Origin of the sequence: Mesobacillus jeotgali (assembly GCF_031759225.1) — a bacterium.
GTDB classification, from domain to species: Bacteria; Bacillota; Bacilli; order Bacillales; family Cytobacillaceae; genus Mesobacillus; species Mesobacillus jeotgali_B.
Window position 1 is genome coordinate 2,872,703 of record NZ_CP134494.1, and the last position, 12,662, is coordinate 2,885,364.

Genomic DNA, 12,662 nt, shown 5'->3' on the forward strand with positions numbered 1-12,662 from the left:
ATCAGTTTTTTGCTTAACCATTGGTAAATATAACAAACAACAGCACAGGAGTCAACAATATTTACGAACTATATCAGTTGTGAATCGAAATAATGTTCGTGTTTTCAAAAATCATAATAAGAGACTGCCTGGCAGGCAGCCTCTTATTTTATCTCAGTACATTGTTTTTACCAGTTATAGCTGCAGCATGCGCCAATGATGATTAACAAGATAAACAGAACAACGATCAATGCAAAACCGCCGTATCCGTAACCAGCACCGCCCACTCCTGCATAAGGGTAACCTCCGCCACAGAAAGTTCCATGCATTGGTGCTGTTCCCATTGGTGATGTTACAGGCATTGGGGCATTATCATATCCGTACATTAAAAACCACTCCTCGTTTGTTTTTGAATTGCTTTCCCTTTACGGTATGATATGGGTACTTGACCCGTTTGTGCATTTGCCCATTTTTATAAATTTATGGGTTACTTTCAACTCAAATAACCGGAAAATTTATTACAATGTTGGAAGTTAACGGTTAAAATAAGGGTATAGATTTTTTCGGAGGGATCCCAACAAGAATGACACCAAGAGCAAAAAAAATATTCAGTATAATTCTCCTCACCGCTGCAGTAATTACCTTTTTAGCGATAAAGTCTGAACATTACCTTTCCAGAAATTTAACTGTATATGAAAAAATTGAAGCAGGTTCGAAGTTTAATTATTTAATAATCGGAGACAGCATAGGCCGGGGTGCGGGCGCAGAAAATAAGGATTTACGCTGGTATAACCAGTTGGAGGTCCTTATTAAGGATTTCAGCGGGTCCCGGGCAAGAAGGAATATGGTCGTCCAGAGCGGAGCAACCACGTTCGAAGGAATTTATAAACTGGAGAAAGCTCCGAAATTCCGGGACATAGATCTTATTTTCATTGTTTTTGGCGAGAATGATCGTAAATACATGGATTCTGAACAGTTTACTTTCTTTTATGAAAAATTGATCCGGAATGCCAAGGAGCACTATCCAGGCGCTGAAATCATCACCATCATCGAAAGTCCTTTAAAACAAGAGAAATTCGCTGATGCGATAAATAGAGTATCGGTGCATTATGGAGCAAAGCCGCTTGACATGCGGATCCCTTTTAAACAATCCGGGATGCTAACAGAGCAGCTTACCACAGATACGGTCCATCCTAATGGGAAAGGATATCAGTTGTACGCAGCTTCAATCCTTGAACTGATCCAGAATAATATCAAGACAGATACCGAGATTGCCAGCCTTCCAAAGCCTTTAACCATGAATCAATCCTTAACCCTGTACGAAATAAAGAATTTATCTCGCAGCCAGGGATTCGTCATTGAAAATGGAATTAATATCAGCAAGAAACCTGGAGATTATTTAGAATATGAGTTCGAAGGCCCGATTCTTGGAGTAAAGGCGATTCGAAGCCAGGACGGAGGAATGGTGAGGGTGTTGATCGACGGAGAATATGTCACGACGCTTTCGACCTGGTGGCCTTTTACTCGTGAAAGATATCTATATATCGCAAGTGGACTCGAGAAAGGACGGCACACGGTTCGTTTTGAAACAATTGGTACGATTTCAACAAACAATACAAGTGAAAAGTCAAACGTCCAGATATCTTCGATTATCGCCGCAAAAGATGAACAAAAATAATTATAGAAAGTTACATTAAAAAAGTGTATGATACTTCCATATGTTTTGAATAAGGAGTTCATCATGAAAAGTGTATTGAAGAATTTTATTAATGGGATTTTGACAATAGTCCCGATCATCCTCGTTATCTATGTCATTTATAAAACATTCATGTTCTTAGACAGCCTTCTTGGGAATGTCCTGAAGCCCTATTTGCAAGAACGGTATATACCTGGCATCGGCCTCCTGACAACGCTGGTCCTTATTACGATCTTGGGATGGCTGTCCACCCGTTTCATTACCGGAAGTATCATCAAACTCATTGACAGATTGCTGGAAAAGACACCTTTCGTAAAAACGGTTTACTCTGTTATCAAGGACACAGTCCATTCCTTTCTTGGCGAGAAAAAATCATTCTCCAAGGTCGCTCTGGTTACAATACCAGGTACCAATATGAAAAGTCTCGGCTTCATTACGACAGAAAACCTGAAATCATTCCATGAGCCATTATCCGAACATGTTGCGGTCTATGTACCCCAGACGTTCCAGGTAGCCGGGTTCACCTTCCTCATCCCCAAAAGTGAGGTTGAAATCATTGACGTAAAGCCTGAAGATGCATTGAAATTCATCCTCTCAGGGGGAATGACTTCTGCAAATGGCAAAAAATCCGTTCATGAAAACAGCCGCTGATCATCAGCGGCTGTTTTTCTTTGTACTATGGCCTGATACCTATTCAAAGGTCACTTCGAGAATTGGCGTTATTCCCTTTTCAACATTTCCTTCTGTTAGAACTTTCAATTCGGCAGCCTGGTCTGTGTTGGTGATGATTACTGGTGTCACAGTACTTTTTGCCTTTTCGCTGATCACAGAGAGATCAAAGGTTACAAGTTTATCGCCTTCCTTCACTTTATCACCTTGTGTTACATGTGTTTCGAAGCCTTCTCCCTTGAGGGAAACAGTCTCCAACCCAATATGGATCAATAGCTCTGCACCGTTTTTCGCCCTGATTCCGACAGCATGCTTTGTTGGGAAAACCTGCAGGATTTCTCCTTCCACCGGGGATACGACCACTCCCTCTGACGGTTCGATCGCCACCCCATCCCCCATCATCTTTTCCGAAAAGACAGGATCTGGAACTGAAGATAAACTTACTGCTTTACCCGTCATTGGTGCTAACAGCTGTATTGTTTTAACCTGTTCCTCTTTTATTCCGAATAGCTTTTTAAACAACAGTATCATTCCTTTCATAAATGATTAATCTTGGAACAGCTTGAGATACTCTCCATATCCTTCCTCTTCCATTTTTTCTTTCGGAACAAACCTCAATGCTGCTGAATTAATGCAATATCGCAAGCCATTTTCTCCAGGTCCATCATCAAACACATGTCCTAAATGAGAATCTGCCGTCTTGCTCCGCACTTCAGTCCTGACCATGAAATGGCTTGTGTCTTGTTTTTCGATTATCTCTTCCTCCATGATCGGCTTCGTGAAACTTGGCCAGCCGCATCCGGCATCATATTTATCCCTGGAACTGAACAAAGCCTTGCCTGAGACAATATCGACATAAATTCCCTCTCTTAAATCATTCCAATACTCATTTCTGAATGGCGGTTCGGTACCATTATTTTGCGTGACCTCATATTGCATGGGAGTCAGTTTCTTCTTTAACTCCTCTTGATTATTTTTCGTCATTTCTTTTCCCCCCAATGATTCCTGATGAATGCAGATCTCCCTGAGCCTATTTGGTATGCATTATACCTTTCAGGATTCTTTTTATAATAATCCTGATGGTATGTCTCTGCAGGATAAAATGTTTTGGCCGGTAAAATCTGAGTAGCGATAGGTTTCGTGAAAATCCCGCTTTCGGCAAGCTTCCGTTTCGACTCTTCCGCTAACTGTCTTTGTTCCTCATTATGATAAAAAATCGCGGTCTGATATGATTGTCCCCTGTCGTAAAACTGACCTCCGGGATCTGTCGGATCAATTTGCTGCCAGTACAACTGCAGCAGGTTCTCATATGGGAATATTTCTGGATTGTATGTGATTTGTACAGCTTCATAGTGCCCGGTGGTCTCGCTGCATACCTGCTCATATGTAGGGTTCTCTGTTGTGCCTCCAGTATAGCCGGATACAATGCTGACAATCCCCGGCTGCTCATCGAACGGCTTGACCATGCACCAGAAACAGCCTCCGGCAAATGTAGCAAGCTCGTGTTTACTTTTTTCCATAGTGACACCTCATCTTTCAAGCTTTTGATAATTTAATGTAACTGTCTACTCAAATACTTATTCCCTATTGTATAACTTTTAAAGCAAAAAACACATTCAGAGCCCTCAAACAAGAACAAAAAGCGGAAGCGCCTTGGTCAGCCCCGACAAGTGCTGGAGGGCTGACCGGTGAAGTCGTTCTTTGACTTCATTGGGCGGACCGAAACCGAAAAGTATAGCTGACTGTCCAGAAACGCAAAACTGGAGACTCCGACAAAGAAGCGTTTTTTGCTTCTGCCGGCGGAGTTGAAGTTTCGGAGTTTCTAGGAGGCGAAACTGGACCAGCGTCTCGAGCTGCTCAAAGCTAACGCATCTCGCAAGATACTCGAGGATGCACTGTCAGGGATGAAAACTGGCTAGGCGCTGGAGCTGGATTAAGATACCCATATGGAGTTATCCACACAATAATACTTCTATAATTTCCTGGTGTACAATAAAAAACCCCTTCCATAGAAGAGGTTTTTACATTATCTCCGTTTGTGCACGGAATTATGGCGGGCTTCTTTACTGATGTTTTTCCAGTGCTTTTTTTCTTCGGCTTGTGCCTTTTTATCCAGCTTACAGTCTATATAGGCCAGCTCTTTTTGCAGCTTTTTATAGCTGGCGAGTCTGCTTTCTTCGAGCAGTCCTTCCTGTATTGCTGACACAACTGCGCAGCCGGGTTCGTTTTTATGGCTGCAATCACGAAATTTGCATGCATCAGCATACTCTTCGATATCTGCGAAGCTCTCAGTAATTCCATCTTCACTGGTCCATAGCTGTATTTCCCTCATTCCTGGTGTATCAATTAAGATCGCCCCTCCAGGCAGCAGGACCAATTCCCGATGGGTGGTAGTATGCTTACCTTTATCATCGCTTTCCCTGATTTCCTGGACAAGCTGCTTTTCAAATCCTGTGAAGTAGTTGACAAGGCTTGACTTGCCGACTCCTGACGAACCGATCAATGCTATTGTTTTACCTGGTGCCAGATAGGTCTGAAGTTCCTCAATGCCTGTTCCTTCAAGAACACTTACCGCTATTACAGGTACACCGAGAGCCACTGAGGAAACTTGATCCAGCTTTGCTTGTAAATCCGTCGCTAAATCTGCTTTGCTTAAAATGATGACAGGGTTCGAACCGCTTTCCCATGCAAGAAGCAGGTATCGCTCAATTCGTCTTAGATTCAAATCATCATTAAGTGAGTTAACGATGAAGACAGTATCAACATTCGCTGCCACTATTTGTTCCTCGGTAACCTGGCCGGCAGCCTTTCTGGAAAACTTGCTTTTTCTTGGCAGGATGCCTTTAATGATCCCCCGCTTCTCCCCCGGGGAAGCCTGAACGGCAACCCAGTCTCCGACTGCCGGCAAATCTTCACGGCCATTTGCTTCAAATGTCAATTTTCCAGCTAAAGTACATAGATATTCTCCTTCATCGAGCCATACCCTGTAACTATGCTTATGCTCTAATGCTACTCTGCCCAGCTTCAGTCCATCTGGATAATTTTCGTTAAAAAGGCTGTTCAATTCAACACTCATTCCGATATTTTCAAAGTAATTCAATTCTTATTCCTCCATCATGCTTTTGTATAATATAAAAAACCACAGGCATACACAGCCCGTGGTTCAAAAGCATGAAGAATAAGACACTAGTCGTCTACTGATCCGCTCAGGTCAGGGGCCGTGCAAAAAGCAACAGTCATCATCGAAACAATTAACATTTTGCTCATTTCACTCCACCTGCCTCTCTTTTAGTTATTTATAGTATATGGTAAAACATTCCTCAAGTAAAGCTTAATTTCAACTTCCCGCTGCCTATTTGCACCTCTTGCGCCCAATTTGCATACTTTACATTTGAGCATTCAATAATTTTAGGAGTGAGGGGTATGTCACCAAGAAACCAGAATGATTACCTTCAGAAAGCGGCCATATATGATTTATTGGCCAATTACTATAAATACCTTAACCCAAGCTTGCATGTCATGTATTACCACAAACATCTGCGAAACATGAATAAGGCTGTCCAGTTAATGCGCTCCCCTTCCGTAACGCAAAGTCAATCCACTTCATCAATGGTTCGTTTCTTGCACGGTTCACCGGGGGTTGAGAATGTTGATATTTATGTAAATGGTAACAGGGTGCTCCGCGACTTCAGCTATAAATCAAACAGCAGCCATATGCAGCTCCAGCCAGGGAAATATCAGATTGATATATATCCAGCAGGTGATAGTGTATCTACCGTGATCAGCAAGAAAATATCGGTCGAACCAGGAAGGATATACACAGCAGCGATTGCCGGTCCTGCCAATAACCTCCGGCTGCTGACTTTTGAAGACAGCCCGCAGACTCCAGTAGGAGAAACGAAAGCTAAATTTATCCACCTTTCCCCAGATGCACCAGCTGTAGATATTGCCGGGAAAAATGGTGATGTCATTTTCCAAAATGTATCCTATAAACAAGCTTCTACTTATCTAGCGTTAACCCCCATGACTGTTACGCTTGAGGCGAAAGTTGCCGGCACCAAAAACACAGTAGTGACAATTCCCGATGTTAAGTTGGAACCAAACAACGCCTATACAATCGTTGCGGTAGGCACCGCTAAAGGGGAACCACCAATTGAAGTATTAATATTACAAGGGTAGCGAGGCCGGGCGACCGGCCTGTCTTTTCTTTTAAAATTGCTGGGAATTATTTTCACTCACTAAATAGCCCCACCTCTACCTAAGAAGATGAATGTGAGAAAATGAAAAGAAGGCACCCTTATGAGTGCCTCCTCAATCTGCTGGAACAAGCAGCGTAAACTTAATGTTATCCTTTTTCAAATCAAACTCATTCACACGGACTTTTATGTCACTTTTCAACTTAAGTCTCTGCATCGAAACGTATACTCTTTCTTCCTTCGGCTGGATGTTCACGGCGTCCGGCAAATCATAGCTGTCCCGGACAAATTTTAGTACGGTTGAAACAGGCAGATTCAGCTTTCCAACTGAAATGGATCTCTGCTTTAATATTAGATCCCCATTTTTCAATGCTTGCGGTTCGAAGGTCAGCCTTAGTTCCAGTTCTTGGCTGAAGAGCGGCAGCGTCCCATATAACTCCACTTCATCTGTCAGCAGAACTTGATAATCAATCTGGCTGTTTTTTACTTCTTCTTCCAGGTAGTGATTGATGACACGATTCAAATCCCTTTTATTTGTCGAAACATTAAAAGCGACATCATCTCTATCAGATTGATTCGGGACAGGCTCTATTTTTGTTTCCTCAACTGGTGAAGCGATTAGGACCCAGACTGACAGGAACACTGCAGCCATGATACCCAATAATATAAAAAAGCTTATTTTCCATTTGTTTTTTTTCATTACTCTTTGTAACTCCTCTTCCTTGACTTATTGCATCAGTTAGTTATTGAGTCAATGACCTGCTCATCCAGTGTTTCAAAAATCCGGTCAGCAATTAATTGGTATCCCCGGTCGTTTGGATGAAAGTAATCAGTATATAACAGGTTTTCTTCATTGTTCAGGAAAATATCATGAATGTCGACAAAATGTGCATTCCCGTCCTGTTCTACGATTGATAGGCTTTGGCCGTTCCATTCATCCACTATTTGATTCATTTCCTCAACATCCGCAAACCAGCTATAAAATGGATTATAAAGTCCCACTAATACAATTGGAGCTTCTTGATTTTGGTTTCGGATTGATAAAAAGATTTCCTGAAGCTGGTCTGCGAACAACTTTTGTTCTGCTTTGAATTGATTTAGATGCAGACTGGAGAAATTCTGCTTAACCACCTTCATTAAATCATTTCCGCCGATCGTTAATATGATCAAATCCGCATCTTCTAAAGAGGATTGTACATTTTTATTTTTCAGCCTAGTAAGAAGCTGGTCGGTCCGGTTCCCTCTGACACCAAAATTTTCGAAATTCGCATTTTTTATTGTCTTTTCTTTTTCGAGCTGCTCAGTAAGGTATGGAATATAACCTCCTGAGTCAGTACTGTCCCCTACACCCTGTGTCAGTGAATCCCCCGCAGCAACAATATGCAAATCCCTCGGAAAGAATGAGGTTGGCAATGCTTCCTTCAATTCCATTCCTGTTTCCTTGACCTTATTGAAGTTCCCTTTTTCAAAACTTTCAAACTGGCTGCAGGACGATAAGATCATGGCCAGTGCTAAATAAAGTAAGGTGAATTTCTTCAACAATATCCATCACCTACCTTTAAAAAGTATAATTATTATATCATTTAATGCATTTGATGGGGCTTATTTTCCGATTTGCTTTTATCATTTCGAACCACAAAGCGGAACGTATATTTTAATTTTGTTCATCCTGGAAAGGTTTATCCCGGGACAAAAAAACAGGCCACAATTTGCGGCCTATTGAAGTGTTTTAATATCTTTAATTATTTGTTCAAAAGGGACTTCCTTCAATCCAGTATAATACTTTCTCATTTCCCCGTTCTGATCGACAAGATAAAAATCGGTACCATGAATGACCTGATCCCCTGTTTCCGGCTTCTTCACAAAGGCCTTGAAGCTTTCAAGCGCAAATTTCTCTATTTCCTCTTGTGTATAGCCTGTAAGGAAAGACCAGTTCGTAAAGTCAACATTGAACTTCTTGCCATACTCCTTAAGTACCTCAGGACTATCTACAGCAGGATCTACACTGAAGGAAACAATCTCGACATCCTCAAGCCCTTCTTCCTTCATCATATCCTGTAGCTTCGCCATATTGGCTGTCATTGGCGGACAGACATCCGCACAGTTCGTAAAAATAAAGCTGGCAACCCATACTTTGCCTTTTAAATCCGCTTTACTAACCGATTCACCCTCTTGATTCGTGAAAGTAAAATCCTCAATCGGATAGTTCATCGCATCCTTAAGTCCGCTATTCCCACATGCGGCAGCAAACATCATAACTGAAGCAAGCATGAGAATGATATAAACCTTTTTCAAAACAATCACCTGCAATCTCTCGAATAATGTCCAAAGACAATTTTATCAGAGGCATTTGAGAGAAGAAAGAAAAAGGTATGAAAGATGTGTGAAATTACATCATTTACCCTGTGCCATTGTGAGTTTGTGAATTTTTCATCGTCTTGTAGAAATCTTTTATGAACTCTGCATAATTGAAGTTGACTGCTACTTGATGGACAGGATATACTGCTTTATCAATATAACTCCTAAAATCTCCGATGCTCTGTCCAAATGCCTCTCCTATGTTTACGACAACCTTAACAGGGATGTCGCGGTAAACTACATGATCTTCATGGACCAACGCCCATAAGGTAAGAACATCGTGGAGAGGAGCACCAGTCAGTTCAGGATTTCGTTCCTTATAAAACTTGTAGTAATAATCAAACATTGGCTTCACAAGCTTTCCTACTTCACTCCCGATTGAGTGGTAATACTCATCAAGCTCATTAATCAAGGCAGGAGTGACTATCGCTCCACTTGTCACATTTAGCGGAATGATTTTAACAGGTGTTTTGGCCTGAGTCAACAAGATGTTAGCGGCGTAAGGGTCACCATAGAAATTCGCTTCAGCCACCGGCGTCACATTCCCCGGTTCATTGAATGCACCACCCATAATGTAAAAACCCTTTACTTTTTTCATGGTTTCAGGATAGAGAATGAATGCAGCCGCAAGTGATGACAGCCTGCCAACATTCACAATATTGATTTCACCTGGGTTTTTTTCGATGATTTCCTGGATACCATGGAAATTTTCAAGAGTGTAATCCACTTCAATATCAGGGATAATTGGACCCAGTCCTTCAATGCCGTGGACGTCAGGCACATATGCAGGCGGATCTCCTGTCAATGGCAGTTCAGCACCTGCGAAAGCTGGAACATCTTTCCTTCCTGTAAGTTCCTGAATATAAGCAGCATTTCGCATCGCGTCTTGCTTTGAAACATTTCCATAATCAGCAACTACTCCAACCAGTTCGATTTCCTTGTTAAAGAACGCATATAATACAGCGATATTGTCATCTATTCCAAAATCACTAAAAAACAGTATCTTTTTAACCAAATCCGGGCACCCCCTTTCTAAAATTATATTGAGGGCATTGAAAATAATGGCAAAATTTTAAAAAGCCCTGATTTTTACTCAGGGCTTTCCATTAATAATGGGACCATTATCTCAAAAATGGTACCTTCTCCTTTTTTGCTCGTAACCTTTATATGGCCTTTCATCCGTTCTACGATCTGGTAACATACCATCAATCCCATTCCTGTTCCCCGCTCTTTTAGTGAATAAAAAGCCGTGCCAAGCCTTGAGAGCTCCTCCTCAGTCATGCCAATTCCTGTATCTTTGACGATGAAAACACCAAAGTCACCTTGCTTCTCCAGTGTCATACTAAGCTTGCCTCCATCCCCCATTGCTTCGATGCCGTTTTTAAGGATATTGATAAGCACTTGTTTTAGTTCACTCTTATTGCCCCTGATTCTAACCTGATCCTTTATTTCGGTATGCATTGAAATATTTTTTGACATCATGGCATAAGAGCTCATCAAATCCATGACCTGTTCCGTCAGCACGCTGCCATCGATGGTTTCAAGCTTTCCAACATCAGGTTTGGCCAGACTCAAATAGTCATTAATGATATTTTCCGCTCTGTTCAGTTCTTCGATCATCAGCTTCAAATACATATGGTCTTCTTCACTCATCTCTTTGGAGAGGAAAATTTGCAGGAAGCCTTTAACAACAGTCATAGGGTTCCTGATTTCATGCGCAACAGAGGCTGCCAGCTGGCCGATCGCGTTCATTTTCTCCGCACGTTGAAGCTCTTGCTGAAGCTTTGTACGTTCAAAGATATCCTCCATGGTATTAATGGCTTCTTCCAACAGAAGAGATTCCTTATCCTTAATGGATGTTTGGCCCAATTGCTTTGACGCCTCAGAAACCCTTTCGAATAGCTGGGAGAGCTGGGAAGCCATCTCATTGAACTTTTCACTCAATAAACTTAACTCAGATTGATCATGGACCGGAAGTTTGACGCTGAAATTACCAGAACTGATTTCCTTTATGCCAAAAAACAAATCATCTACTGGTTTCATGACCTTTTTGAGACCCCAATTCAGAATGACATATACGGCAGCTAAAATGGCGGCCATCTCCAACAATAACAGCAGAAGAATTTCCATTTGATTTTTCTTTATGATGGATGCCTTTGCATCAATCCCCAGTATGGCTACTACATTACCGCTGTTATCTGTAATTGGAGCAAAGGAAGAAATCCAAGATCCATATTGATCTGTAAAAATATCGGTACTTGTTATGGTCTTATTTTTCCTTGTTTCTCGATACGCACCTAAAAATTCTTCACCTGCATCATAAAACATCATGGAATCGAAGGAGTATCCATTATAAACATCTGATGCAGACAATATGTAAACTTTCTGATTTGGATATTCTTCAGGCAGGATAATGTAAGCACCGAGGAATGAAGCACTTTTATCGCCTACCATAGTGAGAAGCTTTTCGAGCCTCCTATTGGAAGGGGTCGACGGATCACGGAGCTCATCTGCCTTTTTAATGTCCTCAGGATCCAGTGTGGATGACCAAATACCCGCCACTCCTTCAACCTTGTCTGCCATTTGGCTTTTCAATTGTTTTGACTGCAGGTAGAAGCTTGTTCCTATTGTTGACACGACCACAATCGTTGTGATCATAAACGAAAACATTAAGACCTTTTTAAATAATGGCATGTTCTTAACATTAAGCTTCATATTTTCATTGTCACATTCCGTTCCATCTAAAGTGAATAATGAAAATATTCGACACAATCTTTGATTTTCCTGTGTTGTAAAAAAACTTTGTATGCCAATAGAAAAATCCTGAAATATAAATTTCAGGACTTTGAGGAATGAGCCTTATTCAAAATAGTACATAAAACCTATAGCACCTGGACCAGTATGAGTACTCACGATTGGCGTTGTTTCTTCGATTGTAAAGTCATCATAGCCAGAGACTTCATACACAGCTTCTTTAATTTTTTCTGCAAGGCCTATGCCTTCTGCGTGAACAAGCCCTACACCTTTGATCGTTCTTCCGTCTACATCTGAGGCAAATTGATTTCTAAGAAACTTTACCACCTGGGAATGACTTCTGGCCTTGGAAACTGGCGTATACTCTCCACCTTCCAGAGAAGCGATTGGTTTAATATTCAACAATGAACCAATCATGGCTTTTCCTTTGCCAATACGCCCTCCCTTGACCAAGTTCTCAAGCGTATCAACGACCACAAAAAGACGAGTCTGATTTCTTATTTCATCCAGCCTTGTGACTATTTCTTCAGCTGATTTGCCTTCAGCGGCCATCCTGGCAGACTCAAGGACTTGAAATGCCAAAGCTTTCGATATAAAGCGGGAATCCACTACATGCACCTTCGCACTGGTCATCTGCGCCGCACTTTCTGCAGAGCGGACGGTACCGCTCATGCCGCCTGTCATATGTATGGAGATGATTTCATAACCGTCCGCAGCCAGCTCGTCATAAACCTTTAAAAATTCACCGGCAGGTGGCTGAGAACTCTTTGGCAACTCAGGAGAAGCTTTCATCTTTTCCATGAATTCCTTTGGACTGATGTCCACTCTATCTAAAAAATTTTCCCCATTAATAGAAATGGATAAAGGGACAACGACGATCCCCCATTCTTTAATAAGCTCATCATTCAGATCACAAGTAGAATCAGTTACAATTTTAATTTTACACATAATTTCACATCCCTATCAAAACACTCCACTATGACTATTATACCTATTCTCAAATGCAATTT

14 protein-coding genes are annotated in these 12,662 nt (G+C 41.5%); 3 read left to right on the top strand and 11 right to left on the bottom strand.

Annotated features, from left to right (window positions below; genetic code table 11):
* Positions 1-167 precede the first annotated feature (167 nt).
* Positions 168-308, bottom strand: a complete 141-nt coding sequence (locus RH061_RS14445) for a YjcZ family sporulation protein (protein WP_081742121.1) — start codon at positions 306-308, stop codon at positions 168-170.
* Between the two features lie 254 nt (positions 309-562).
* Here RH061_RS14445 and RH061_RS14450 point away from each other — a divergent pair, with 254 nt between their 5' ends.
* Together RH061_RS14450 and RH061_RS14455 are read left to right on the top strand one after the other, a co-directional pair.
* The gene (locus RH061_RS14450) at positions 563-1,657 is read left to right on the top strand and encodes an SGNH/GDSL hydrolase family protein (RefSeq protein WP_311071179.1); all 1,095 of its coding nucleotides are present in this window, start codon (positions 563-565) and stop codon (positions 1,655-1,657) included.
* 63 nt (positions 1,658-1,720) lie between these two features.
* Positions 1,721-2,326, top strand: coding sequence for a DUF502 domain-containing protein (locus RH061_RS14455; RefSeq protein ID WP_311071181.1), 606 nt, complete (start codon positions 1,721-1,723; stop codon positions 2,324-2,326).
* Between the two features lie 39 nt (positions 2,327-2,365).
* Here the strand turns inward: RH061_RS14455 and RH061_RS14460 are convergent, their stop codons facing one another.
* The 4 genes from RH061_RS14460 to rsgA all read right to left on the bottom strand — a co-directional run bounded on the left by RH061_RS14460 (position 2,366) and on the right by rsgA (position 5,420).
* Positions 2,366-2,866: a PTS sugar transporter subunit IIA gene (locus RH061_RS14460; RefSeq protein WP_311071183.1), complete on the bottom strand. Its 501-nt coding sequence runs from the start codon at positions 2,864-2,866 to the stop codon at positions 2,366-2,368.
* 24 nt (positions 2,867-2,890) lie between these two features.
* Positions 2,891-3,328 (bottom strand): peptide-methionine (R)-S-oxide reductase MsrB, encoded by a 438-nt coding sequence (gene msrB, locus RH061_RS14465; RefSeq protein WP_311071185.1) that lies wholly within the window; start codon positions 3,326-3,328, stop codon positions 2,891-2,893.
* Positions 3,325-3,864 (bottom strand): peptide-methionine (S)-S-oxide reductase MsrA, encoded by a 540-nt coding sequence (gene msrA, locus RH061_RS14470; protein WP_311071187.1) that lies wholly within the window; start codon positions 3,862-3,864, stop codon positions 3,325-3,327. Before msrA ends, msrB begins: the two co-directional genes overlap by 4 nt.
* Positions 3,865-4,370: 506 nt before the next feature.
* Positions 4,371-5,420: a ribosome small subunit-dependent GTPase A gene (gene rsgA / locus RH061_RS14475; RefSeq protein ID WP_311076404.1), complete on the bottom strand. Its 1,050-nt coding sequence runs from the start codon at positions 5,418-5,420 to the stop codon at positions 4,371-4,373.
* Between the two features lie 347 nt (positions 5,421-5,767).
* Between rsgA and RH061_RS14480 the strand changes: the two genes are divergently transcribed.
* Entirely contained in the window at positions 5,768-6,523 is a 756-nt protein-coding gene (locus RH061_RS14480) for a DUF4397 domain-containing protein (protein WP_311071188.1), read from the top strand.
* Positions 6,524-6,655: 132 nt separating this feature from the next.
* Here RH061_RS14480 and RH061_RS14485 read toward each other — a convergent pair whose 3' ends face one another.
* The 6 genes from RH061_RS14485 to RH061_RS14510 form a co-directional block, all read right to left on the bottom strand.
* On the bottom strand, positions 6,656-7,240 hold the full coding sequence (locus RH061_RS14485) for a YpmS family protein (protein ID WP_311071190.1): 585 nt from the start codon (positions 7,238-7,240) through the stop codon (positions 6,656-6,658).
* Positions 7,241-7,275: 35 nt separating this feature from the next.
* Positions 7,276-8,082, bottom strand: coding sequence for an SGNH/GDSL hydrolase family protein (locus RH061_RS14490; protein WP_311071192.1), 807 nt, complete (start codon positions 8,080-8,082; stop codon positions 7,276-7,278).
* 174 nt (positions 8,083-8,256) lie between these two features.
* Complete coding sequence (locus RH061_RS14495) at positions 8,257-8,811, bottom strand: SCO family protein (protein WP_311076405.1); 555 nt, start codon at positions 8,809-8,811, stop codon at positions 8,257-8,259.
* A gap of 127 nt (positions 8,812-8,938) precedes the next feature.
* Positions 8,939-9,913, bottom strand: coding sequence for a nucleoside hydrolase (locus RH061_RS14500; RefSeq protein WP_311071193.1), 975 nt, complete (start codon positions 9,911-9,913; stop codon positions 8,939-8,941).
* A 74-nt stretch (positions 9,914-9,987) separates the two neighbouring features.
* Complete coding sequence (locus RH061_RS14505; protein WP_311071194.1) at positions 9,988-11,670, bottom strand: ATP-binding protein; 1,683 nt, start codon at positions 11,668-11,670, stop codon at positions 9,988-9,990.
* An 87-nt stretch (positions 11,671-11,757) separates the two neighbouring features.
* On the bottom strand, positions 11,758-12,600 hold the full coding sequence (locus RH061_RS14510; protein WP_311071196.1) for a DegV family protein: 843 nt from the start codon (positions 12,598-12,600) through the stop codon (positions 11,758-11,760).
* Positions 12,601-12,662: the final 62 nt, after the last annotated feature.

Coding starts and splice junctions, on each gene's coding strand:
- RH061_RS14495 (WP_311076405.1), bottom strand. CDS start 8,811: ATGCTTGCTTCAGTTATGATGTTTGCTGCCGCATGTGGGAATAGCGGA.
- RH061_RS14485 (WP_311071190.1), bottom strand. CDS start 7,240: ATGAAAAAAAACAAATGGAAAATAAGCTTTTTTATATTATTGGGTATC.
- rsgA (WP_311076404.1), bottom strand. CDS start 5,420: ATGAGTGTTGAATTGAACAGCCTTTTTAACGAAAATTATCCAGATGGA.
- RH061_RS14450 (WP_311071179.1), top strand. CDS start 563: ATGACACCAAGAGCAAAAAAAATATTCAGTATAATTCTCCTCACCGCT.
- RH061_RS14510 (WP_311071196.1), bottom strand. CDS start 12,600: ATGTGTAAAATTAAAATTGTAACTGATTCTACTTGTGATCTGAATGAT.
- msrA (WP_311071187.1), bottom strand. CDS start 3,864: ATGGAAAAAAGTAAACACGAGCTTGCTACATTTGCCGGAGGCTGTTTC.
- RH061_RS14445 (WP_081742121.1), bottom strand. CDS start 308: ATGCATGGAACTTTCTGTGGCGGAGGTTACCCTTATGCAGGAGTGGGC.
- msrB (WP_311071185.1), bottom strand. CDS start 3,328: ATGACGAAAAATAATCAAGAGGAGTTAAAGAAGAAACTGACTCCCATG.
- RH061_RS14455 (WP_311071181.1), top strand. CDS start 1,721: ATGAAAAGTGTATTGAAGAATTTTATTAATGGGATTTTGACAATAGTC.
- RH061_RS14480 (WP_311071188.1), top strand. CDS start 5,768: ATGTCACCAAGAAACCAGAATGATTACCTTCAGAAAGCGGCCATATAT.